Origin of the sequence: Pseudomonas sp. UYEF17 (genome assembly GCF_040546125.1) — a bacterium.
GTDB lineage: Bacteria > Pseudomonadota > Gammaproteobacteria > Pseudomonadales > Pseudomonadaceae > Aquipseudomonas > Aquipseudomonas putida_Z.
In genome coordinates this window covers 75,286-98,137 of sequence record NZ_JBEPNE010000013.1, presented here as the reverse complement: position 1 = coordinate 98,137, position 22,852 = coordinate 75,286, and the positions used below count along the sequence as shown (strand labels likewise).

Sequence of the window (22,852 nt, the reverse complement as noted above, 5' to 3'; positions counted from 1 at the left end):
CGTGTGTTCCCAGTCATGCCTTGCGGCGCAGTATCAGCAGATGGCGCTGGCCCTGGCAACCTGGAACGGTCAGGGCCTGCTCGCTTTCCACTGTGAAGTCTGCGGGCAATGCTACCAGTTCATCGGCAGGATGCAGCCCCTTCATTGCAAGCCATTGCGTCCCGGTGTCGCCCAGGTGGCGGGTCCAGTTGGTGAAGTTCTCCATGCTGCTGAAGGCGCGGGAGATGATTCCGCTGAACGGTTGTGTCGGCTGGAAGGCTTCGACCCGACTGTGGATAACCGTGAGGTTGTCCAGCTTGAGCTCCATTTTCACCTGGGTCAGGAAGCGGGTCTTCTTGCCATTGGCGTCCAGCACCATCACGCGCTTGTGCGGATGCAGGATAGCCAATGGGATACCGGGCATGCCACCGCCACTGCCGACATCCAGCCAGTTGTCACGCTCGCTGTGGATAAACGGCATGACACTGAGGCTGTCGAGCAGGTGACGCGACACCATCTCGTCGGGGTCGCGCACGGCGGTGAGGTTGTAGGCTTTGTTCCATTTGATCAACAGGGCCAGGTAGCCGAGCAGCTTTTCGTGATGCTCGGCGCTCAGCTCGACACCGAGCTGGCGCGCACCTGTGGACAACTCTTCAGCGTGTTGCGGGGTGACCAGGGAACTCAAGCGCTTTGCTCCAATTCGCGGCCAGCGCCGCGTTTTTTCAAGTGAATCAGCAACAGGGAAATCGCCGCCGGGGTCACGCCCGGGATACGCGAAGCCTGACCCAGGGTTTCCGGTCGGGTCTGGCCCAGCTTGCCCTGGATTTCCTTGGACAGGCCGGAAATCGTCGAGTAATCGATATCCACAGGCAGGCGGGTGTCTTCGCTGGCGCGCAGACGTGCGATTTCATCCTGCTGGCGGTCGATGTAGCCGGCGTACTTGGTGCGGATTTCGACCTGCTCGGCGACCTGTGGATCGATCGCTTCGCCGCCGGTTGCCTCGATCAGCCCGGCGTAGTCGATTTCCGGGCGCGCCAGCAGGTTGAGCAGGCTGTACTCGTGGCTGAGCGGGGTACCGAACTTATCCACAATCGCCTGGCCTTGCTCGGTGTTCGGGCGTACCCAGGTCGACTTCAGGCGCTGCTCCTCGCGTTCGATGCCGTCGCGCTTGGCGCAGAAGGCGGCCCAGCGCTGGTCGTCGATCAGGCCGAGTTCGCGGCCCTTTTCGGTCAGGCGCAGGTCGGCGTTGTCTTCGCGCAGGATCAGGCGATACTCGGCACGCGAAGTGAACATGCGGTACGGCTCCTGGGTACCCAGGGTAATCAGGTCGTCGACCAGTACGCCGATGTACGCCTCGTCGCGGCGCGGGCACCAGCTGTCTCGGCCCTGCGCCCGCAGGGCCGCGTTGGTCCCGGCCAGCAAACCCTGGGCGCCGGCTTCTTCGTAACCGGTGGTGCCGTTGATCTGGCCGGCGAAGAACAGGCCGCCGATGACTTTGGTCTCGAGGCTGTACTTGAGGTCGCGCGGGTCGAAGTAGTCGTATTCGATGGCATAGCCCGGGCGAACGATGTGGGCGTTCTCCATGCCGCGGATCGACCGCACCAGCTCCAGCTGCACGTCGAATGGCAGCGAAGTGGAAATACCGTTGGGGTACAGCTCATGGGTGGTCAGGCCTTCCGGCTCGATGAACACCTGGTGGCTTTCCTTGTCGGCGAAGCGGTGGATCTTGTCTTCGATCGACGGGCAGTAGCGCGGGCCGACACCTTCGATGACACCCGAGTACATCGGCGAACGGTCGAGGTTCGAGGCGATGATCTCGTGGGTGCGCGCATTGGTGTGGGTGATCCAGCAGCTCACCTGGCGCGGGTGCATCTGGGCATTGCCCATGAACGACATCACCGGAATCGGCGTATCGCCTGGCTGCTCGGTCATCACCGAGAAGTCCACCGAGCGGCCGTCGATGCGTGGCGGGGTACCGGTTTTCAGGCGGCCGACGCGCAGCGGCAGTTCACGCATCCGGTGGGCCAGGGCGATCGAAGGTGGATCGCCGGCGCGACCACCGGAATGGTTTTGCAAACCAATGTGGATAAGCCCGCCGAGGAAGGTACCGGTGGTCAGTACCACCGATTCGGCGAAGAAACGCAGGCCCATCTGGGTCACCACACCTTTGACCTGGTCCTGCTCGACGATCAGGTCGTCGCAGGACTGCTGGAATATCCACAGGTTCGGCTGGTTTTCCAGGATTTCACGCACCACTGCCTTGTAGATGGCGCGGTCGGCCTGTGCACGGGTGGCGCGTACGGCCGGGCCCTTGCGGTTGTTCAGAACGCGGAACTGGATGCCGCTCTTGTCGGTGGCCAGCGCCATGGCGCCGCCGAGGGCATCGATCTCTTTGACCAGATGGCTTTTGCCAATACCGCCAATGGCGGGGTTGCAGCTCATGTGACCGAGGGTTTCCACGTTATGGGTCAGCAGCAGGGTTTTCACACCCATGCGTGCAGACGCAAGCGCAGCCTCGGTACCGGCATGGCCGCCGCCGATGACGATCACTTCAAAACGGGAAGGGAAATCCACCACGCACCTCGTGCCTGTTTTTGCGAATAGAGAAGGTAAGCGGACAAGTATAGGGACTTCACCCCCTGTAAAGAAACCGTCTGAGCAAATTTTGACCAGTCTGTGGATGAGTGGCAGCCAACAGAAATCAAAGAGGAAAAATTTAAAAAAGCTTTGTTTTTATGTTTATTCTTATGCACAAGCTTTGCTGTGGATAAGGTTATGCAGGCCTTTATTCATGCCGTGTAGAGAAAAATTAAACCCTGTGGCTGGAGTACCATGAGGGCTATGGATAACAGGATTTAGCCTGTGGATTAAATGGCTGTTTACCCACAAGCGGGTTTGTCCTCAGAAAAAAAGCCTGCTTATCAACGGGGCTGAAGGCGAGTTTTCCACAGGTCTCCTGAGAGCAGATTGGGGTAGGTGAATAAAAAAAAATTGTGAACCTGCACCGGCCTCTTCGCGGGTGAACCCGCTCCCACAGGGTTCTGCACAGCCTTCAGGTGCGGCGCGATTTCCGTAGAAGCTGCGAAATTTAGGCAAAAAAAAGCCGCTCCCGAAGGAGCGGCTCTTGGTTTTGCCTGGCTGTGAATTACTTGCCGATGCAGAAGCTGGAGAAAATCCGCCCCAACAGGTCATCAGAGCTGAATGCCCCGGTAATCTCCCCCAGGGCCTGCTGCGCCTGCCGCAGGTCTTCCGCCAACAGCTCACCCGCGCCAGCCAGGGTCAGTTGTGCACGGCCATGCTCCAGGTGCTCACTGGCCTGGCGCAGGGCATCCAGATGGCGCCGGCGAGCGCTGAAACCACTCTCGGCCGTCTGTTCATAACCCATGCAGGCCTTCAGGTGGTCACGCAGCAACTGCAGCCCCGCATCGTCCCCTTTGGCACTGAGGGTGATCGTTACATGGCCGTCATCGCACTGTTCCAGCGCTACCCGCTCACCACTAAGATCGGCCTTGTTCCGAATCAGCGTCACCTTGGTCGGGTCTGGCCGCTGGTCGAGAAATTCTGGCCACAGGGCGAACGGGTCACTGGCCTCGGGCGCGGTGGAATCCACCACCAACAACACCCGGTCTGCCTCGCCAATGGCCTTCAGCGCACGTTCCACGCCGATCTTTTCCACATGGTCATCGGTGTCGCGCAAACCGGCAGTATCGACCACGTGCAGCGGCATGCCGTCGATGTGGATATGTTCGCGCAGGATGTCCCGCGTGGTGCCGGCAATATCGGTGACGATGGCCGCTTCCCGCCCGGCCAGCTGGTTCAGCAGGCTCGACTTGCCGGCATTCGGCCGACCGGCGATGACCACGGTCATGCCGTCACGCAGCAAGGCGCCCTGCCCGGCTTCCCGCTGCACTGTGGACAACTCGCCGCGAACGTTATCGAGCATCGAAAGTACATGGCCATCGGCGAGGAAGTCGATTTCTTCCTCGGGGAAGTCGATCGCCGCCTCGACGTATATGCGCAGGGCTATCAGTGCTTCGGTCAGGCTGTGCACGCGCTTGGAGAACTCGCCCTGCAGCGAACGCAGTGCATTGCGCGCAGCCTGGCTGGAACTGGCTTCGATCAGGTCGGCAATGGCTTCGGCCTGGGCCAGGTCGAGCTTGTCGTTGAGGAATGCACGTTCGCTGAACTCACCCGGGCGAGCCAGCCGGCAGCCAACCTGTACACAGCGCTGCAGCAGCATATCCAGCACCACCGGGCCACCATGGCCCTGCAGTTCCAGCACGTCCTCGCCGGTGAACGAATTCGGCCCGGGGAAGAACAGCGCGATCCCTTCATCCAGTACCAGGCCTTCCTCGTCGCGGAACGGGCCGTAATGGGCGTGGCGCGGGGTAAGCGTACGGCCGGTGATCAACTGGCCGGCCTTGGCGGCCAGAGGGCCGGACAACCTGACAATACCCACACCGCCGCGGCCCTGGGCGGTGGCAATGGCGGCGATGGTTTCACGCACAGTGTTCATGCTCGAAAGCCTCTACGACAAAAACGACAGATAGCAAAAACGCCCCACTAGGGGGCGTTTTTTATTCACAGGCTAGCGCAGTAGCCTGTCAAGCAGCAGCTTTTTTGCTGGCTGCTTCGATGCTGCGGGTGATGTACCACTGCTGTGCGATCGACAGGCAGTTGTTCACAACCCAGTACAGCACCAGACCAGCCGGGAACCACAGGAAGAAGAAGGTGAAGATGATCGGCATCATTTTCATCACCTTGGCCTGCATCGGATCCGGCGGCGTCGGGTTCAGGCGCTGCTGGATGAACATGGTGGCGCCCATGATGATCGGCAGGATGAAGAACGGATCCTTGATCGACAGGTCGGTAATCCACAGCATCCATGGAGCCTGGCGCATTTCCACGCTTTCCAGCAGTACCCAGTACAGGGCCAGGAACACTGGCATCTGCACCAGGATCGGCAGGCAGCCGCCCAGCGGGTTGATCTTCTCTTTCTTGTACAGCTCCATCATCGCCTGGGACATCTTCTGGCGATCGTCACCGAAGCGTTCCTTCAGTGCAGCAAGCTTCGGCGCAACGGCACGCATGCGCGCCATCGAACGGTAGCTGGCAGCCGACAGCGGGAAGAACAGGCCTTTGATCAGCATGGTCAGCACGATGATCGACCAGCCCCAGTTACCCAGCAGGCTGTGGATATGTTGCAGCAGCCAGAAGATCGGCTGGGCGATGAACCACAGGAAGCCGTAGTCGACGGTCAGTTCCAGGCCTGGGGACAACTCTTTCAGCTTGGACTGGATTTTCGGGCCGGCGTACAGCATGGCGCTGGTTTCGACCTTGCCGCCAGCAGGCACGCTGATGGCCGGGCCGGTATAGCCGATGATGTAGTTGCCCTGGCTGTCCTTGCGGGTCTGAACAACGTTGTTGTCCGACTTGGCCGGAATCCAGGCGGTCACGAAGTAGTGCTGCAGCCAGGCAACCCAGCCGCCGGACACATTTTCTTTCAAACTACCTTTGTCGATGTCCTTCATCGAGACCTTTTTGTAAGGCTCGGAAGCAGTCCACAGGGCAGCGCCCAGGTAGGTGGCGGTGCCGGTGGCAGTGCTCGACGACGGATCGGAGCTGGCGTCACGCTTGAGCTGGGCAAACATGTTGCCGCTCCAGGCCTGACCGCTCTGGTTGTCGATCAGGTAGCTGACGGTCAGGTCGTACTCGCCGCGCTTGAAGCTGAAGCGCTTGATGTAGTTGACGCCGTTGTCGCTGAACTTCAGGTCGACCACCAGTTGTTCCTGGCCATCGGCCAGCTGGTAACCCTTCTTGTCGGTAGCGTACAGAGGGCGACCGGCAGGACGGGCATCCGGACCGTTGACGCCGGTCAGGCCGCTTTGTGCCAGGTAGACACGCTCGCCACCGTTGTCGAACAGCTGGAACGGAATGTCCGGGTGGTCCTGGCGACGTGGGTACTGCGGCAGGTTCAGCTGGACGATGTCACCACCGACCGGATCGATAGCCAGCTCCAGAACATCGGTCTTGACCCGGATCAGGTCCTTGCTGACCGCAACCGGTGCCAGTTCGGCTGCGCTGGTTTCGGCGTTGGCGCTTGGCACATCGGCGCTGGCGCCGGCGTTACCGGCCGGTACGCCATCCGGCAAACCCGGGGCAACGGTGCTGGCAGCAGTATTCTGAGTCGGCAGGGCAGCCTGGCCGTAGTCCTGGTTCCACTTGAGGACCATGACGTAGGACACGATTGCCAGGGCGACGATCAGGATCGTGCGTTTAATATCCATGATTACTCGGCTATCGAAGAAGTTCGGGAGGAAGGAGCGGGAGGAACGGGATCGAAACCGCCGTCGTTCCACGGATGACAACGCCCCAGGCGACGAACGGCTAGCCACCCACCACGCCAGAGGCCGTGGTTTTCGATGGCTTCATAAGCGTAACAGGAGCAACTGGGGAAGAAACGACAGTGGTTGGCCATCAGAGGACTAATGGCGTAACGGTAAAACTGGATCGGAACGAGCGCCAGTTTACGCATCTTGGCTGTCTACCCCTGCGGAATTGGCGGTCACTGCTGGAGTGGGCCGGCTGCGCGCCAGGCGTTTCCAGAGTTTGCCAAAGTGTTGGTGCAATTCCGGGTTTTCTATCTCACCCAATCCCTTGCGCGCGACGATCACAATGTCCAACCCGGCAAGCAATTGCTGGTTCAGGCGAAAGGAATCGCGCATCAAGCGCTTGAGGCGGTTGCGTTGAACGGCGAGCTTGACGCTCTTCTTGCCGATCACCAGGCCAAGGCGTGGGTGATCGAGGCCGTTCTCGCGAGCAAGGATCAGCAGGTTTTTCCCTGGAACCTTGCCGGTTGGGGAGTCGAAGACCGCTTTGAAATGTCGGGGTGTAAGCAGTCGCTTTTCCCGACTGAAGTCCTGACTCACCACCTGTGCCGAAAAATCAAATGGCCAGACGCTTACGGCCTTTGGCACGACGACGCGACAGAACAGCGCGGCCGTTCTTGGTAGCCATACGGGCACGGAAGCCGTGGGTGCGCGCGCGCTTGATGGTGCTTGGTTGGAAAGTACGTTTCATGGCGTGTTACCTGGTTTGTCGACGACGGGCCGGGATGGCCCCCTTTTTAAGAGACCGGCGATTCTAGAGAAAGCAAGCCCGTAGGTCAATTTCCAACCAGTCTTTCCATATAGAGCACGTGATGGACGGTGCGTCCTTGTCCATCCCCCAAGGGTGCTTGATCGGACACACGAATTGGGGACAACATGAAAAAAAAGAAGAGACATATAAAAAGCTTTTCTGAAGAATCTATAAATCTTAAGTGGATAACCTTCTGTGGATAACCTGCTTGAGGCCATAAAATCCGGGCTGTACAGAGTTTTACAACTGTGTTCTCAACCGGTGCTGCGCTTGTTTTATTCGTGGTCAAAAGCTGTGGATTAAATAGCCGCTTATCCACAGCAGAGTTATCAACAGGCTTGACCTCAGGGTTGTGCATAGCGCTCATGGCTGCTTATCCACAGGGCTTATTCACAGTGCGAAGAAGCCGTTTTGGTCGATAAATGGCTGTTTTGTCATGGTTCCTAACGTGTCCACATGTGGATAACTGAACGCTCGACCGGTACAATGGCGGTTTGTTTTTGCCTCATCCGGCTTTCAAACTCAGGGGATATCCGTGTCAGTGGAACTTTGGCAGCAGTGCGTGGAGCTTCTGCGCGATGAACTGCCTGCCCAGCAATTCAACACCTGGATCCGTCCGCTACAGGTCGAAGCCGAAGGCGACGAGTTGCGCGTCTATGCGCCTAACCGTTTCGTTCTCGATTGGGTCAATGAAAAGTACCTGGGTCGTTTGCTCGAGCTGTTGGGCGAAAACGGCAGCGGCATTGCGCCTGCCCTTTCCTTGTTGATCGGCAGCCGTCGCAGCTCTGCGCCACGTGCCGCACCCAACGCGCCAGTAAGTGCTGCGGTGGCCGCCTCGCTGGCCCAGACCCAGGCCCAGAGCCAGACACAGAAGGCAGTGCCGGCAGCGGTCGAACCCGTCGCCGTGGCGGCTGCCGAGCCTGTGCTGGTCGATGAACTGGCCGAGCCATCCTCGCGTGACAGCTTCGATGCCATGGCCGAGCCGGCTTCAGCGTCGGCCGGCAGTGCCCGGACCGAACAGCGCACCGTGCAGGTTGAAGGTGCGCTCAAACACACCAGTTACCTGAACCGCACCTTCACGTTCGACACCTTCGTCGAAGGTAAGTCGAACCAGCTGGCGCGCGCGGCTGCCTGGCAGGTGGCAGACAACCCCAAGCATGGTTACAACCCGCTCTTCCTTTATGGTGGTGTGGGCCTGGGTAAAACCCACCTCATGCATGCTGTGGGTAACCACCTGCTGAAAAAGAACCCGAACGCCAAGGTCGTGTACCTGCATTCGGAGCGCTTCGTCGCGGACATGGTCAAGGCGCTGCAGCTCAACGCCATCAACGAATTCAAGCGTTTCTACCGCTCGGTGGATGCGTTGCTGATCGACGATATCCAGTTCTTTGCCCGTAAAGAGCGCTCGCAGGAAGAGTTTTTCCACACCTTCAACGCCCTGCTCGAGGGTGGTCAGCAGGTAATCCTTACCTCTGACCGCTACCCCAAGGAGATCGAAGGCCTGGAAGAGCGCCTGAAGTCGCGCTTTGGTTGGGGCCTGACGGTTGCCGTCGAGCCACCGGAGCTGGAAACCCGCGTGGCGATCCTGATGAAGAAGGCCGACCAGGCCAAGGTCGAACTACCGCATGACGCGGCCTTCTTCATTGCCCAGCGCATCCGTTCCAACGTCCGTGAACTGGAAGGCGCATTGAAGCGGGTGATCGCTCACTCGCACTTCATGGGCCGCGACATAACCATCGAACTGATTCGTGAGTCGCTCAAGGACCTGCTGGCGCTCCAGGACAAGCTGGTCAGTGTGGATAACATTCAGCGTACCGTCGCCGAGTACTACAAGATCAAGATCTCCGATCTGTTGTCCAAGCGTCGTTCGCGTTCCGTGGCGCGTCCACGCCAGGTGGCCATGGCGCTGTCCAAGGAACTGACCAACCACAGTCTGCCGGAAATCGGCGACATGTTCGGTGGTCGCGACCATACGACCGTGCTGCACGCCTGCCGCAAGATCAACGAACTGAAGGAATCCGACGCGGACATCCGCGAGGACTACAAGAACCTGCTGCGGACGCTGACGACCTGATGGCCGTCTGCGCAGCTAATTGAAGGCAAGGGACTAGACCATGCATTTCACCATTCAACGCGAAGCCCTGTTGAAACCCCTGCAACTGGTCGCCGGTGTCGTCGAGCGCCGCCAGACCTTGCCGGTCCTGTCCAACGTATTGCTGGTCGTGCAAGGCCAGCAACTGTCGTTGACTGGTACCGACCTGGAAGTCGAACTGGTAGGCCGCGTGCAACTGGAAGAGCCGGCCGAGCCTGGCGAAATCACTGTCCCGGCACGCAAGCTGATGGACATTTGCAAAAGCCTGCCTAACGACGCCCTGATCGATATCAAGGTCGACGAGCAGAAACTGTTGGTCAAGGCCGGTCGCAGCCGCTTTACCCTGTCGACCCTGCCAGCCAATGACTTCCCGACCGTGGAAGAAGGCCCGGGCTCGCTGACCTGCAACCTGGAACAGAGCAAGCTGCGCCGCCTGATCGAGCGCACCAGTTTCGCCATGGCCCAGCAGGATGTGCGCTACTACCTCAACGGTATGCTGCTGGAGGTTTCCCGCAACACCCTGCGAGCTGTGTCCACTGACGGTCACCGCCTGGCGCTGTGCTCCATGAGCGCACCGATCGAGCAGGATGATCGCCACCAGGTCATCGTGCCACGCAAAGGTATCCTCGAACTGGCACGCCTGCTGACCGACCCGGAAGGCATGGTCAGCATCGTCCTGGGCCAGCACCACATTCGCGCCACCACTGGTGAATTCACCTTCACTTCCAAGCTGGTGGACGGCAAGTTCCCGGACTACGAGCGCGTACTGCCCAAGGGCGGTGACAAGCTGGTGGTCGGCGACCGCCAGGCGCTGCGTGAAGCCTTTAGCCGTACTGCGATTCTTTCCAACGAAAAGTACCGCGGTATCCGCCTGCAACTGGCTGCTGGCCAACTGAAAATCCAGGCCAACAACCCCGAGCAGGAAGAAGCTGAAGAAGAAATCAGCGTGGACTACGAAGGTAGCTCGCTGGAGATCGGCTTCAACGTCAGCTACCTGCTGGACGTGCTGGGCGTAATGACTACCGAGCAAGTTCGTCTGATCCTGTCTGATTCCAACAGCAGTGCCCTGCTGCAGGAAGCTGGCAATGACGATTCTTCCTACGTTGTCATGCCGATGCGTCTGTAACCCGTAGCAGGCGAAATGTCTCTTCGACGTATCATGGTCACCGCGGTGCGCAACTTGCACCCGGTGACACTCTCACCGTCCCCCCGCATCAACATCCTTTACGGCGCCAACGGCAGCGGCAAAACCAGCGTGCTTGAGGCCGTGCACCTGCTCGGGCTGGCGCGCTCGTTCCGCAGCACCCGCCTGAACCCGGTTATCCAGTACGAACAACCGGCCTGTACCGTGTTCGGCGAAGTGCAATTGGCCGAGGGTGGCAGCAGTAACCTGGGTGTATCCCGGGAGCGGCAGGGGGAGTTCACTATTCGCATCGATGGGCAGAATGCGCGGAGTGCGGCGCAACTGGCTGAATTGCTACCGCTTCAGCTCATCAATCCAGACAGTTTCCGCTTGTTGGAAGGCGCTCCGAAAATACGCCGCCAGTTCCTGGATTGGGGGGTGTTCCACGTGGAACCTCGTTTTCTGCCAGCCTGGCAACGGCTGCAGAAGGCACTGCGGCAGCGGAACTCATGGTTGCGGCATGGTACACTTGACCTAGCTTCGCAAGCCGCCTGGGACCGGGAATTGTGCCTGGCCAGCGCGGAAATAGATGAATACCGTCGCAACTACATCAAGGCCTTGAAGCCCGTCTTCGAGCGAACCCTGAGCGAACTGGTCGAGCTGGACGGGTTGACCCTTAGCTACTACCGAGGCTGGGACAAGGACCGGGAACTGCAAGAAGTACTCGCTTCCTCTCTCCTTCGCGATCAGCAGATGGGCCACACCCAGGCCGGTCCGCAGCGTGCTGATCTGCGTCTTCGTCTGGCTGCCAACAATGCAGCCGACATCCTGTCGCGTGGTCAGCAAAAGCTGGTGGTGTGCGCATTGCGCATTGCCCAAGGCCACCTCGTTAGTCAGGCTCGCCGCGGTCACTGTATTTATCTCGTGGATGACTTGCCGTCCGAACTGGACGACCAGCATCGCCGCGCGCTGTGTCGCTTGCTTGAAGAATTACGCTGCCAGGTGTTCATCACCTGTGTAGATCACGAATTACTGAGGGAAGGCTGGCAGACGGAAACGCCAGTTGCTTTGTTCCACGTGGAACAAGGCCGTATCACCCAGACCCACGACCATCGGGAGTGAATGCATGAGCGAAAATCAAACGTACGACTCCTCCAGCATCAAGGTGCTGAAAGGTTTGGATGCCGTGCGCAAGCGCCCCGGCATGTACATTGGCGACACCGATGATGGTAGCGGCCTGCACCACATGGTCTTCGAGGTGGTCGACAACTCGATCGACGAAGCCCTCGCCGGTCACTGCGATGACATCACCGTCATCATCCACCCGGACGAATCCATCAGTGTGCGCGACAACGGTCGCGGCATTCCGGTCGACGTGCATAAAGAAGAAGGCGTTTCCGCAGCCGAGGTCATCATGACCGTGCTGCACGCTGGCGGTAAGTTCGACGACAACTCCTACAAGGTTTCCGGCGGTCTGCACGGCGTAGGTGTTTCTGTAGTGAACGCCCTGTCCGAGAAACTGGTACTGACCGTTCGCCGTAGCGGCAAAATCTGGGAACAGACCTACGTTCACGGTGTTCCACAGGCGCCGATGGCGGTTGTCGGTGACAGCGAAACCACCGGTACCCACATCCACTTCAAGCCTTCGGCTGAAACCTTCAAGAACATCCACTTCAGCTGGGACATCCTGGCCAAGCGTATCCGCGAGCTGTCGTTCCTCAACTCGGGCGTTGGCATCCTGCTGAAGGATGAACGTAGCGGCAAGGAAGAGTTCTTCAAGTACGAAGGCGGCCTGCGTGCGTTCGTCGAATACCTGAACACCAACAAGACCCCGGTCAACTCCCAGGTATTCCACTTCAACGTCCAGCGTGACGATGGCGTGGGTGTTGAAGTCGCCCTGCAGTGGAACGACAGCTTCAACGAAAACCTGTTGTGCTTCACCAACAACATTCCGCAGCGTGATGGTGGTACTCACCTGGTGGGCTTCCGTTCCTCGCTGACCCGTAGCCTGAACAGCTACATCGAACAGGAAGGCCTGGCCAAGAAGAACAAGGTGGCGACCACTGGCGACGACGCCCGTGAAGGCCTGACCGCGATCATCTCGGTGAAGGTGCCGGACCCTAAGTTCAGCTCGCAGACCAAGGACAAGCTGGTCTCCTCGGAGGTGAAAACCGCCGTGGAACAGGAGATGAACAAGTACTTCGCCGACTTCCTGTTGGAAAACCCCAACGAGGCCAAGGCCGTCGTTGGCAAGATGATCGACGCTGCCCGTGCTCGTGAAGCGGCACGTAAAGCCCGTGAAATGACTCGCCGTAAAGGCGCGCTGGATATTGCCGGCCTGCCAGGCAAACTGGCCGACTGCCAGGAAAAGGACCCTGCCCTTTCCGAACTGTACCTGGTGGAGGGTGACTCCGCGGGGGGCTCGGCGAAGCAAGGCCGCAACCGTCGTACCCAGGCAATCCTGCCGTTGAAGGGTAAAATCCTCAACGTCGAGAAAGCGCGCTTCGACAAGATGATCTCGTCCCAGGAAGTGGGCACGCTGATCACTGCACTGGGCTGCGGTATCGGCCGCGAAGAGTACAACATCGACAAGCTGCGTTATCACAACATCATCATCATGACCGATGCTGACGTTGACGGTTCGCACATCCGTACCCTGCTGCTGACCTTCTTCTTCCGTCAGCTGCCGGAGCTGGTCGAGCGCGGCTACATCTACATTGCCCAGCCACCGCTGTACAAGGTGAAGAAAGGCAAGCAGGAGCAGTACATCAAGGACGACGAGGCCATGGAAGAGTACATGACCCAGTCGGCCCTGGAAGATGCCAGCTTGCACCTGGACGAGTCGGCACCAGCGGTTTCCGGTGTGCAGCTGGAAGCACTGGTGAATGAATTCCGTAGTGTCATGAAGACACTCAAGCGTCTGTCGCGCTTGTACCCGGAAGAGCTGACCGAGCACTTCATCTACCTGCCGGAGGTGAGCCTGGAACAGCTGGGTGACCACGCTGTGATGCAAGCCTGGCTGGCCCAGTTCCAGGAACGCCTGAACAATAGCCAGAAGTCCGGCCTGGTTTACAAAGCCAGCCTGCGCGAAGACAAAGAGCGCAACGTATGGTTGCCAGAAGTGGAAGTTACCTCCCACGGCCTGGCTAGCTACGTCACCTTCAACCGTGACTTCTTTGGCAGTAATGACTACCGTACCGTAGTCAACATTGGTGCCAAGCTGTCCAGCTTGTTGGGCGAAGGTGCTTATGTGCAGCGCGGTGAACGCCGCAAGGCAATTGTCGAGTTCAAGGAAGGCCTGGATTGGCTGATGAACGAAACCACCAAGCGCCACACCATCCAGCGATACAAAGGGCTGGGCGAGATGAACCCTGAGCAGCTGTGGGAAACCACCATGGACCCGACCGTCCGCCGTATGCTCAAGGTCACCATCGAGGATGCGATCGCAGCCGACCAGATCTTCAACACCCTGATGGGTGATGCGGTCGAGCCACGTCGTGACTTCATCGAAAGCAACGCGCTGTCGGTATCGAACCTGGACTTCTGATTCGGTGTAGGTTCACAGAAAAGCTGCACGCTTTCACAAATAGATGACCGGCCGGGCCCAGATTCTGGTCCCCACCGGTCAACAACAAGCTCGCACGCGCGGGCTTTTTTTTGCCTCGAATTTCCTCTGCTCCACTGACAGATAGCTTCAAGCAGTCTTCATTGGTTTGATCAGGCTTTCAGCCGGAATGCCAAACATTTCGTGCAATTTCCAAATCATTGGCAGCGTCAATGAACGCTTACGATTTAGCACTTCATAGACCCTGTTTGTCTTACCTATGGCAGGAGCCAGATCGGCAGCGGTTAGGCCGGACTGTTCCATACGAAACTTGATGGCCTCGATCGGGTCTGGCAGCTCCACCGGAAAATGCTTGCTCTCGTAAGCCTCGATCAAGGTGATCATGACTTCAAAAGCGTCTCCCTCGGGTGTGCCAGGTTCTGGCTCATTCTCGAACAGCGGAGAGATCTCCTTGAGTGCTGCCCGGTAGTCGTCGTCGGTGCGGATTGGGCGGATGTTCATTGATAGTCACTCCATCTCCACAGTGTTTGCGTCGATTTTGTCGTACTCTTCGTGCGTTCCGACAAACTTGATGTAGACCGCTCCAAAGCGGTAGGCAACGGCTACCACCAGCCTGTAATCGTTCCCTTTGATATTGAAGACGACGCGTCTGCCTTTCAGGATGCTTGCGTTACGGTACTGGCTCTTGATGGTATCAGGACTCGTCCATGTCGCTTTCCTGGCTTCGTCGACCCATGCGCGTAGTGGTTGTTCAGCGTTTGGGTAGGTTTCCCAAAAGGCTTTCAACTGGCTGATGGCGATGATCTTCATGTTTGGCAGTGTAGTCCCATGGTGGGACTACACGCAAGGGTTGGTAGAATCGCTCCGACAACGATTCAACGTTCCACGTGGAACAGGTATTCAGTAACCGCTGAGGACGTTGACGATCACACCACTGGCAATAGCCACCAGCACATAGTCCCCGTTCACATACAACCAACGGTGATCACGCGGTGGCGCATACAGGTGGCGTGCTTTCCAGTCGGTCACCCAGTACCGGTCGCCACGGTAGTGCGGGTCAACCACATGGCCACGTTGCCACTGTTGATGCGGAACCGGCATGCCCTGTTGTGGGCGGAAGTTCGGGTCGCGGTAGGCGGGACCGCGACCATTATCATGTCGGCCTTGGTACTGTGGCTGCCCATGCGGTGGGTTGCCCTGGTGCGATGGGCCGCCATCATGCCGGTCAGGTGGGCCTGGCTGCGCGAAACTGGCCAAGGGGGCGCTGAGCATGAGCGCGGCGCAGATCACGGTCAGGGTTTTCTTCATTTTGCGGTCCTCTGCTTGTTGACGCCTGGCGGGAGCTGACTGGCTGCCAGGTTCGGTTAACTGATCAGACCACAATCATTCCCGCTTAATGTCAGGACAGAGGTAAAGGTCCGGTAAAGGTCTGAGGAGGCGCGGTGGATGGCACCGGCTTCGCCGGTGTTCGCGGGTGAACCCGCTCCCACAGGATGTGTGTTGCCCTCGGGGATACGCGGGCCCTTGTAGACCGCGTTAACCGAACGCGTCAATTCAGGCCAAGCTCCTTCAACCGGCGATACAGCGTGCGCTCGCTCAGGCCAAGGTGACGGGCCAGTTCACTGCGCGAGCCCTTGAACTGTTCCAGTGCCTGCGCCATCTCACCCAGGTGATTGCGCCGGCCACCAGTCTTGATCGCCCCCGCCGGGCCGATATCCTCCGGCAAATGCTCGGGCCGGATCAGCCCGTCATCGGCAAACAAGCGCGCCCTTTCCAGAATGTTGCGCAGCTCGCGAATGTTGCCCGGGAATGGATGCAGCCCAAGCTGCTGCAAGGCTTCGTCGCTGAGCCTGGGCGTCGGCTTGCCTGCCATGCGCTGCAGCAGGCTCTGGGCGAGCAAGGGCAGGTCTTCTACGCGTTCGCGCAATGCCGGCAGACGGATCGGGAAGCCGCTGATGCGGTAGTACAGGTCTTCGCGGAAGCTGCCGTCCGCGACCATTTGCCTGAGCGGTTTATGGGTTGCCGACACCAGGCGGAAATCCGAATGCACCGTGCGCAGGCTACCCACCGGGCGGAAGCTGCCGGACTCGATCAGGCGCAGCAGCTTCACCTGCATCGCCAGCGGTACCTCGCCAATTTCATCGAGGAACAGGGTGCCGCCATGCGCCGCTTCAGCCAGGCCGATCTTGCGCTGGTTGGCGCCGGTGAAAGCGCCCTTCTCGTAGCCGAACAACTCGCTCTCGAACAACGATTCGGTCAGGCCGGTACAGTCGACCACCACCAACGGGCCGTTGGCCCTGGGGCTGCCCATGTGCACCGCACGGGCGAACAGTTCCTTGCCGGTACCCGACTCACCCTGCAGCAACACCGGGATCTGCGCCGGCGCCGCGCGTTGCAGGCTGGCAAGGGCCGCCTTGAACGCTGGCGCCCGGCCGACCAGGCCTTGTTCCTGAGGCTGCGCCGACGCGAGGGTGATGCTGGTCAGGCGTTCGACAAAGGCCACCACCCTGCCCTGTTCATCCAGGATCGGCCGCAGCTCGACATCCACATGCTCGGGGCCGCGTGGCGTGTGATGAATGTGCAACACCCGCTCCGGAACCTTGCTTTGCCACGCCTTGCGCATCGGGCAATGCTCGCCGGCCTGGTCGCAAGGCACGGCGTAGTGGTGCGAGACCTTGTGGCATTTCTCGCCCAGCGGCGCCTGCTCATGGCGACCGAACTGGCGGCGATAGGCAGCGTTGGCCGCCAGGATGTTGTAGTCGGTATCCAGCACGATGGTTGGCAGGGCATCGTGCTCAAGATAGGAAACCAAAGCTAGGATGAGGGGATGGGCTTCAGGCATGACGGCACCGATTGGATGACCGGCGCAGGGTAACAAGGACTGCCAAACACTGCCATTGGCTGACAGTCGACTGCCACCTGCGCTGCCACTGTCGTCGGCAATTGTCAGCAACGGGCCGGTTTCATTGGCCCAAGCGCAGGAAAATGCCTGGCATGCATCTTGATAAACCTCCTGGCACTGCCTACGCCTGTACAAGGCTGGGCGGATAAATTGGAGAACGCGATGATCATCGGCAACAACCTGCACGTGGACGCTTTTTACGACAAGGCGACCTCGACCATCAGCTACCTGGTCATGGACGGCGAAACGCGCAAGTGTGCGTTGATCGACAGTGTCCTGGACTATGACCCCAAGTCGGGGCGTATCTGCACTGCTTCGGCGGACCAGTTGATTGACCGGGTGAAGGAGTTGGGAGCTGACGTGCAGTGGGTGCTGGAAACCCATGTGCATGCCGACCACCTTTCGGCAGCGGCCTATTTGAAGGAAAAGCTTGGCGGCCATACCGCCATCGGCGCACACATCACCCAGGTACAGAAAGTGTTCGGTGCCCTGTTCAACGCCGAGCCTGGCTTCGCCCGCGATGGCAGCCAGTTCGATGTGTTGTTCGAGGACGAGGAAGGTTTCCGCATTGGCAACCTGTATGCCCGCGCGTTGCACACCCCGGGGCACACGCCTGCGTGCATGAGCTTCATGATCGAGGACGCCGGCGAGACTGCGGTGTTCGTCGGCGACACCTTGTTCATGCCCGACTACGGTACCGCCCGTTGCGACTTCCCTGGGGCCGATGCCCGCACCCTGTACCGCTCGATCCGTCGCCTGCTGGCCTTCCCCGACCAGACCCGGCTGTTCATGTGCCACGACTACCTGCCAGGTGGCCGTGACATGCAGTACGTCACCACCGTGGCCGAGCAGCGCGCCAACAATATTCATATCCACCAGGGCATCGATGAGGACAGCTTCGTCGCCATGCGTGAAGCCCGCGACAAGACCCTCGACATGCCCGTGCTGATCCTGCCTTCGGTGCAGGTGAACATGCGCAGCGGCCAATTCCCCGCGCCGGAAGATAACGGTGTGAGCTACCTGAAGATTCCGCTGAACAAGCTGTGACCGCCCTGCCCCATAACCAGATTTACAGGATTTACCGCCATGCCTGCCTTGTTGTCCCCTGCCAATACCGACCACCACAAAGTGGTCATCGTCGGTGCCGGCGCCGCCGGAATCGCCACCGCTTCCAGCCTGATCAGCCGTGACCCGTCGCTGGATGTGACCTTGATCGACCCCGCCGAAGTGCATTACTACCAGCCCGGCTGGACCATGGTCGGTGCCGGTGTGTTCAAGGCGCCAAGCACTGCCCGCACCATGGCCTCGACCATTCCGCGCGGCGTGCGCTGGATAAAGGCACGTGTGCAGGGGTTCGACCCGCTGGGCCAACTGGTCCTCCTCGAAGGCGGCCGCGCCATCAGTTATGAACAGTTGGTGGTCTGCCCCGGCCTCAAGCTGGATTGGGCGGCCATTGATGGCCTCAGCGAGACCTTGGGCCGCAACGGCGTCACCTCCAACTACCGCTACGACCTGGCGCCCTACACCTGGGAACTGGTACAGAAGCTCAAGCAAGGCCGAGCCCTGTTTTGCCAGCCGCCCATGCCGATCAAGTGCGCAGGCGCGCCGCAGAAGGCGCTGTACCTGTCTTGCGACCACTGGCTGCGGCATGGTCACCTGGGGGCTGTGAAAGCCAGCTTCTTCAATGCCGGCGCAGTGTTGTTCGGAGTGGCGGACTACGTGCCCGCACTGATGAAGTACATCGACAAGTACGCCGTGGACCTCAATTTTTCCCACCGCCTGGTCGCCGTGGACGGCCCGAACAAGCGCGCCACCTTCGTGCGCACCTTGGCCGATGGCAGCAGCGAAACCCGTATCGAGGCCTTCGACATGCTGCACGTGGTACCGCCGCAGGTGGCACCGGACTTCATTCGTGAAAGCCCGTTGGCCGACAGTGGCGGTTGGGTCGATGTCGACCCGCACACCCTGCGCCATCGCCACTTCACCAATGTCCATGCCCTTGGGGACGTGACCAACACCAGCAATGCCAAGACCGCCGCCGCCGCACGCAAGCAGGCTCCGGTCGTGGCCAACAACGTGCTGGTGGCCCTGGGCAGGTTGCCTACCCTGGCCCAGTACGATGGTTATGGCTCGTGCCCGCTCACCGTCGAGCGCGGCAAGATCGTCCTGGCCGAGTTCACCTATGGCGGCAAGCTGGCTCCAAGCTTCCCCAACTGGTTGCTGGATGGCCGCAAGCCGACACGTCTGGCCTGGTTGCTCAAGGCGCAGGTGCTGCCACCCTTGTACTGGAAAGGCATGCTCAAGGGCCGCGAGTGGCTGGCACGGCCACAGCCGTTGGTAGCCGAGGGCCGGCGGTGATCGAACATCAAATACTGGGAGCGGGCCTGGGCGCGATCATCGGTGCCGTGCTGGCGTTGACCGGTGCCGGCGGTGGCATTCTCGCAGTGCCTTTGCTGGTGTTCGGCCTGGGGCTGTCGATGGTCGAGGCGGCACCGGTCGGCCTGCTGGCCGTAGGCATGGCGGCGGCGGTGGGTGCTGTGCTGGGCTTGCGTCAGGGCCTGGTGCGCTACCGGGCGGCGCTGTTCATCGCATTGATCGGTGTGGCAGCGGCGCCGTTCGGGCTGATGCTGGCGCACCGCTTGCCGAACACGCCACTGCAGTTGGTGTTCGCCGGGGTGCTGGTTTATGCCTGCCTGCGCATCTGGCGCAAGGCGGCCAAGGAACTGCGCGGCGAAGCCAATGATGCCCATCGCTACATCGAACCCTGCGTGCTGAACCCGCTGCAGGGCCGTTTGCGCTGGACCCTGCCCTGCGCGCGCGCCTTGGCCTTCACCGGCGCATTGTCCGGGCTGCTGTCCGGCCTGCTGGGCGTGGGCGGTGGCTTTGTCATCATCCCGGCCCTTAACCGCTACACCAACCTGCGCATGGCCAGCATCGTCTCCACCTCGCTGGCGGTGATCGCGCTGGTGTCCACCGGCAGTGTGGTCAGCGCCAGCCTGGCAGGGGTCATGCACTGGCAGGTTGGCGCCCCGTTCGCCGTCGGTGCGGTGCTCGGCCTGCTGCTGGCGCGGCCATTGGCGGCCAGGCTGGCCGGGCCGCGCTTGCAGCAAATGTTTGCCGTGGCCGGTTGGGCTGCCGCCCTACTGCTGGCCGGCAAGGCGCTACTGGGCTAGCAGCTCGCTCTGTTCTGCCGCGCACAGCGCCAGCAGGTAGTCCCACACTACCCGCAGGCGCACCGACTTGTGCAGTTCGCGGCGGGTGCAGATCCAGTAGCTGCGCTGGATGGTTTCGCCAGGCAGCACGCGCACCAGCGTGGGGTCGTGGCGGGCCATGTAGTTGGGCAGTACGGCGATGCCCAACCCGGCGCGGGCGGCGGTTTGCTGGGCGATCACGCTGGTGCTGCGAAACACCACGTTGGGGGCCCGGCAGAAGCTGTTGAGAAACAGCAGTTCCTGGCTGAACAGCAAGTCGTCGACGTAGCCGATCCAGCTGTGCCGGGCCAGGTCCTCGCGGTTGCGCAGCGGGGGCGCGCGATCCAGGTAGTCCTGGCTGGCGTACAGGGCCAGGCGATAGTCGGTGAGCTTGCGGGTGATCAGCAGGTCGGCGTTGGGCCGTTCCAGGTGGATGCTGATCTCTGCCTCGCGGTTGAGGATGCTGACGAAGCGCGGCACTGCCACCAGCTCCACTTCCAGGCCGGGGTAGCGGTCGAACAGCGCATTCATGCGCGGGGTGAAGAACATGATGCCGATGCCTTCGGTCACCCCCAGGCGAATCTTGCCCAGCGGCGTGATGGCCTGGGTGATTTCTTCCTGCGCCAGCAGGGCGACGTTTTCCATGGCTTCGGCGTGCTTGAGCAGGGCCTGGCCCGAGGGGGTCAGTTCATAGCCCTGGGCATGCTGCACGAACAGCGCGGTGCCCAGGCTTTGCTCGATGCTCTCGATGTGCCGGGCCACGGTGCTGTGGGTGGTGTTGAGGCGCTTGGCGGCGGTAAGCAGGCGGCCGCTGCGCTGCAACTCGAGGAAAAACCGCAGATCGTTCCAGTCGAACATGCTTGTCCCTATGCATCCAGACCGCGCGAACCTTTGTAGGAGCGGCCTTGTGTCGCGATGGGGCGCGCAGCGGCCCTGAATTCAGCAAAATCGGTCTACCTGAAGGACCACATGTGCTGACTCAGGGCCGCTGCGCGCCCCATCGCGACACAAGGCCGCTCCTACAGGGCCGCGCCGTTGCCGTGATGATCGCTGTGCTAAAACGCACAGCGGCTGCGCGAAATCTCGTGTTTCCTCCACGAAATTACTCACTAAGATGGATCGGGACAAGAATAATAATCAGGCCCGAGGTTGCACATGCCATCAGCCGATTCTGTCTTCGACTACGTGGTCGTAGGGGCCGGTCCCGCCGGTTGCCTATTGGCCAATCGTCTGTCCGCCGACCCTTCCTGCCGAGTGCTGCTGCTGGAAGCGGGTGGGCGCGACAACTATCCCTGGATCCATATCCCCGTCGGTTATCTCTATTGCATCGGCAACCCGCGCACCGACTGGTGCTTCAAGACCGAGGCGCAGCCCGGCCTGGGCGGTCGTGCGCTGGGCTATCCACGCGGCAAGGTGCTGGGTGGCTGCTCCTCGATCAACGGCATGATCTACATGCGCGGCCAGGCCGCCGACTACGACCGTTGGGCCGAGCAAGGCAACGACGGCTGGGCCTGGAAGGACGTACTGCCGCTGTTCAAGGCCAGCGAAAGCCACTTTGCCGGCGCCAGCGAGCACCACGGTGGTGATGGCGAATGGCGGGTCGAGCGCCAGCGCTACAGCTGGCCGATCCTCGATGCTTTCCGTGATGCCGCCGAGCAAAGCGGGATCGGCAAGGTCGATGACTTCAATACCGGCGACAACCAGGGCTGTGGATATTTCCAGGTCAACCAGCGCAGCGGTGTGCGCTGGAACGCTTCCAAGGCTTTCCTGCGGCCGATCAAGGACCGCCCCAACCTCACGGTGCTGACCGGCGTTCAGGTTGACCAGGTGCTGCTCAACAACACCCGTGCACGGGCGGTAAAGGCGTTCTGGCAGGGTGCCTGGCACGAGTTTGCGGCGCGTCGCGAGATCATCCTCTGTGCGGGTGCTGTGGGCTCTCCCGGTATCCTGCAGCGCTCCGGCATCGGCCCGCGGCAGTTACTGGAAAGCCTGGGCATTGGCGTGCGTCACGACATGCCCGGTGTTGGCGGCAATCTGCAGGATCACCTGCAACTGCGCCTGATCTACCAGATCCGCAATACCCGTACCCTGAACCAGATGGCCAACAGCCTGTGGGGCAAGATGGGCATGGGCCTGCGCTACCTCTATGACCGCAGTGGCCCGCTGGCCATGGCGCCGAGCCAACTGGGCGCGTTCGTGCGTTCGAGCCCGGAGCAGGCCACCGCCAACCTGCAGTACCACGTGCAGCCGCTGTCACTTGAGCGCTTCGGCGAGCCACTGCACAGGTTCCCGGCCTTTACCGCCTCGGTGTGCAACCTGCGCCCGGCCAGCCGCGGGCGTATCGATATCCGCAGCAGCGACATGAACAGCACACCGCTGATCGACCCCAACTACCTCAGCGACCCCCAGGACCTGCGCGTCGCCGCCGATTCCATTCGCCTTACCCGGCGTATCGTCCAGGCCCCTGCCCTCGCTGCGTTCGACCCAAAGGAATACCTGCCGGGCCCAGCCCTGCAAACCGAAGAAGAGCTGTTCGAAGCCGCCGGCAAGATAGGTACCACCATCTTCCACCCGGTAGGCACCTGCCGCATGGGCAATGGCGAACTGGACGTTGTGGATAACCAGTTGCGCGTACACGGCATCCCTGGCCTGCGCGTGGCGGACGCCTCGATCATGCCGCAGATCACCTCCGGCAATACTTGTTCACCCACCCTGATGATCGCCGAGAAGGCGGCTCAACTGATCCTCAAAGGAGCTGCTACCCAGACCTATCTGAACGAAGACGCAATACCGACGCCCTGACCCCGGGTGCGTGCAGTACCGGCAGCTGGCGGTCAGAAGCTGCCGACAGTGGAACAAC

21 protein-coding genes are annotated in these 22,852 nt (G+C 60.6%); 8 read left to right on the top strand and 13 right to left on the bottom strand.

The window, feature by feature from the left end:
- Window positions 1–13 precede the first annotated feature (13 nt).
- The 8 genes from rsmG to ABIB24_RS18740 all read right to left on the bottom strand — a co-directional run bounded on the left by rsmG (window position 14) and on the right by ABIB24_RS18740 (window position 7,486).
- Window positions 14–664: a 16S rRNA (guanine(527)-N(7))-methyltransferase RsmG gene (gene rsmG / locus ABIB24_RS18775; protein WP_354316997.1), complete on the bottom strand. Its 651-nt coding sequence runs from the start codon at window positions 662–664 to the stop codon at window positions 14–16.
- Window positions 661–2,553: a tRNA uridine-5-carboxymethylaminomethyl(34) synthesis enzyme MnmG gene (gene mnmG / locus ABIB24_RS18770; RefSeq protein WP_015268403.1), complete on the bottom strand. Its 1,893-nt coding sequence runs from the start codon at window positions 2,551–2,553 to the stop codon at window positions 661–663. Before mnmG ends, rsmG begins: the two co-directional genes overlap by 4 nt.
- 571 nt (window positions 2,554–3,124) lie before the next feature.
- The gene (gene mnmE / locus ABIB24_RS18765; RefSeq protein ID WP_025341163.1) at window positions 3,125–4,495 is read right to left on the bottom strand and encodes a tRNA uridine-5-carboxymethylaminomethyl(34) synthesis GTPase MnmE; all 1,371 of its coding nucleotides are present in this window, start codon (window positions 4,493–4,495) and stop codon (window positions 3,125–3,127) included.
- Between the two features lie 88 nt (window positions 4,496–4,583).
- Window positions 4,584–6,266, bottom strand: a complete 1,683-nt coding sequence (gene yidC / locus ABIB24_RS18760; protein ID WP_025341164.1) for a membrane protein insertase YidC — start codon at window positions 6,264–6,266, stop codon at window positions 4,584–4,586.
- A 2-nt stretch (window positions 6,267–6,268) separates the two neighbouring features.
- Window positions 6,269–6,514, bottom strand: coding sequence for a membrane protein insertion efficiency factor YidD (gene yidD, locus ABIB24_RS18755; protein WP_015268406.1), 246 nt, complete (start codon window positions 6,512–6,514; stop codon window positions 6,269–6,271).
- On the bottom strand, window positions 6,507–6,911 hold the full coding sequence (rnpA, locus tag ABIB24_RS18750; protein WP_003253166.1) for a ribonuclease P protein component: 405 nt from the start codon (window positions 6,909–6,911) through the stop codon (window positions 6,507–6,509). The genes yidD and rnpA overlap by 8 nt, the downstream gene beginning before the upstream one ends.
- A gap of 13 nt (window positions 6,912–6,924) precedes the next feature.
- A complete protein-coding gene (rpmH, locus tag ABIB24_RS18745; RefSeq protein ID WP_003253163.1) occupies window positions 6,925–7,059 on the bottom strand; it encodes a 50S ribosomal protein L34 in 135 nt (44 codons plus the stop codon).
- Window positions 7,060–7,144: 85 nt separating this feature from the next.
- Window positions 7,145–7,486, bottom strand: a complete 342-nt coding sequence (locus ABIB24_RS18740; RefSeq protein ID WP_274079274.1) for a hypothetical protein — start codon at window positions 7,484–7,486, stop codon at window positions 7,145–7,147.
- Window positions 7,487–7,654: 168 nt separating this feature from the next.
- On the opposite strand from ABIB24_RS18740, the gene dnaA reads away from it, so the two are divergent.
- Genes dnaA through gyrB form a run of 4 tightly spaced genes read left to right on the top strand, consistent with a single transcriptional unit; the run spans window position 7,655 to window position 13,881 of the window.
- Window positions 7,655–9,193, top strand: coding sequence for a chromosomal replication initiator protein DnaA (gene dnaA, locus ABIB24_RS18735; protein ID WP_025337171.1), 1,539 nt, complete (start codon window positions 7,655–7,657; stop codon window positions 9,191–9,193).
- Window positions 9,194–9,233: 40 nt separating this feature from the next.
- Window positions 9,234–10,337 (top strand): DNA polymerase III subunit beta, encoded by a 1,104-nt coding sequence (dnaN, locus tag ABIB24_RS18730; protein WP_003260019.1) that lies wholly within the window; start codon window positions 9,234–9,236, stop codon window positions 10,335–10,337.
- Window positions 10,338–10,352: 15 nt separating this feature from the next.
- Window positions 10,353–11,456: a DNA replication/repair protein RecF gene (recF, locus tag ABIB24_RS18725; protein WP_025337172.1), complete on the top strand. Its 1,104-nt coding sequence runs from the start codon at window positions 10,353–10,355 to the stop codon at window positions 11,454–11,456.
- Between the two features lie 4 nt (window positions 11,457–11,460).
- Window positions 11,461–13,881, top strand: a complete 2,421-nt coding sequence (gene gyrB / locus ABIB24_RS18720) for a DNA topoisomerase (ATP-hydrolyzing) subunit B (RefSeq protein ID WP_013970249.1) — start codon at window positions 11,461–11,463, stop codon at window positions 13,879–13,881.
- 147 nt (window positions 13,882–14,028) lie between these two features.
- Here gyrB and ABIB24_RS18715 read toward each other — a convergent pair whose 3' ends face one another.
- From ABIB24_RS18715 to ABIB24_RS18700, 4 genes are all read right to left on the bottom strand, one after another.
- Complete coding sequence (locus ABIB24_RS18715) at window positions 14,029–14,400, bottom strand: helix-turn-helix domain-containing protein (RefSeq protein WP_137162696.1); 372 nt, start codon at window positions 14,398–14,400, stop codon at window positions 14,029–14,031.
- 6 nt (window positions 14,401–14,406) lie between these two features.
- Window positions 14,407–14,709 carry a type II toxin-antitoxin system HigB family toxin gene (locus tag ABIB24_RS18710; RefSeq protein WP_015268426.1) on the bottom strand — a complete coding sequence of 101 codons (303 nt, stop codon included), beginning with the start codon at window positions 14,707–14,709 and terminating at the stop codon, window positions 14,407–14,409.
- Window positions 14,710–14,799: 90 nt separating this feature from the next.
- The gene (locus ABIB24_RS18705; RefSeq protein WP_015268427.1) at window positions 14,800–15,207 is read right to left on the bottom strand and encodes an RcnB family protein; all 408 of its coding nucleotides are present in this window, start codon (window positions 15,205–15,207) and stop codon (window positions 14,800–14,802) included.
- Between the two features lie 241 nt (window positions 15,208–15,448).
- On the bottom strand, window positions 15,449–16,741 hold the full coding sequence (locus ABIB24_RS18700; protein ID WP_354316992.1) for a sigma-54 interaction domain-containing protein: 1,293 nt from the start codon (window positions 16,739–16,741) through the stop codon (window positions 15,449–15,451).
- 222 nt (window positions 16,742–16,963) lie between these two features.
- Here ABIB24_RS18700 and ABIB24_RS18695 point away from each other — a divergent pair, with 222 nt between their 5' ends.
- Genes ABIB24_RS18695 through ABIB24_RS18685 form a run of 3 tightly spaced genes read left to right on the top strand, consistent with a single transcriptional unit; the run spans window position 16,964 to window position 19,974 of the window.
- Window positions 16,964–17,848, top strand: a complete 885-nt coding sequence (locus tag ABIB24_RS18695; RefSeq protein ID WP_274078976.1) for an MBL fold metallo-hydrolase — start codon at window positions 16,964–16,966, stop codon at window positions 17,846–17,848.
- 39 nt (window positions 17,849–17,887) lie between these two features.
- Window positions 17,888–19,159 carry an NAD(P)/FAD-dependent oxidoreductase gene (locus ABIB24_RS18690; protein ID WP_274078977.1) on the top strand — a complete coding sequence of 424 codons (1,272 nt, stop codon included), beginning with the start codon at window positions 17,888–17,890 and terminating at the stop codon, window positions 19,157–19,159.
- Window positions 19,156–19,974 (top strand): sulfite exporter TauE/SafE family protein, encoded by an 819-nt coding sequence (locus ABIB24_RS18685; RefSeq protein WP_013970254.1) that lies wholly within the window; start codon window positions 19,156–19,158, stop codon window positions 19,972–19,974. The genes ABIB24_RS18690 and ABIB24_RS18685 overlap by 4 nt, the downstream gene beginning before the upstream one ends.
- Here ABIB24_RS18685 and ABIB24_RS18680 read toward each other — a convergent pair.
- On the bottom strand, window positions 19,963–20,850 hold the full coding sequence (locus tag ABIB24_RS18680) for a LysR family transcriptional regulator (protein ID WP_013970255.1): 888 nt from the start codon (window positions 20,848–20,850) through the stop codon (window positions 19,963–19,965). The two genes, ABIB24_RS18685 and ABIB24_RS18680, sit on opposite strands and share 12 nt — an antisense overlap.
- Before the next feature lie 297 nt (window positions 20,851–21,147).
- Here ABIB24_RS18680 and ABIB24_RS18675 point away from each other — a divergent pair, with 297 nt between their 5' ends.
- On the top strand, window positions 21,148–22,794 hold the full coding sequence (locus ABIB24_RS18675) for a GMC family oxidoreductase (RefSeq protein ID WP_137162699.1): 1,647 nt from the start codon (window positions 21,148–21,150) through the stop codon (window positions 22,792–22,794).
- Window positions 22,795–22,852 lie beyond the last annotated feature (58 nt).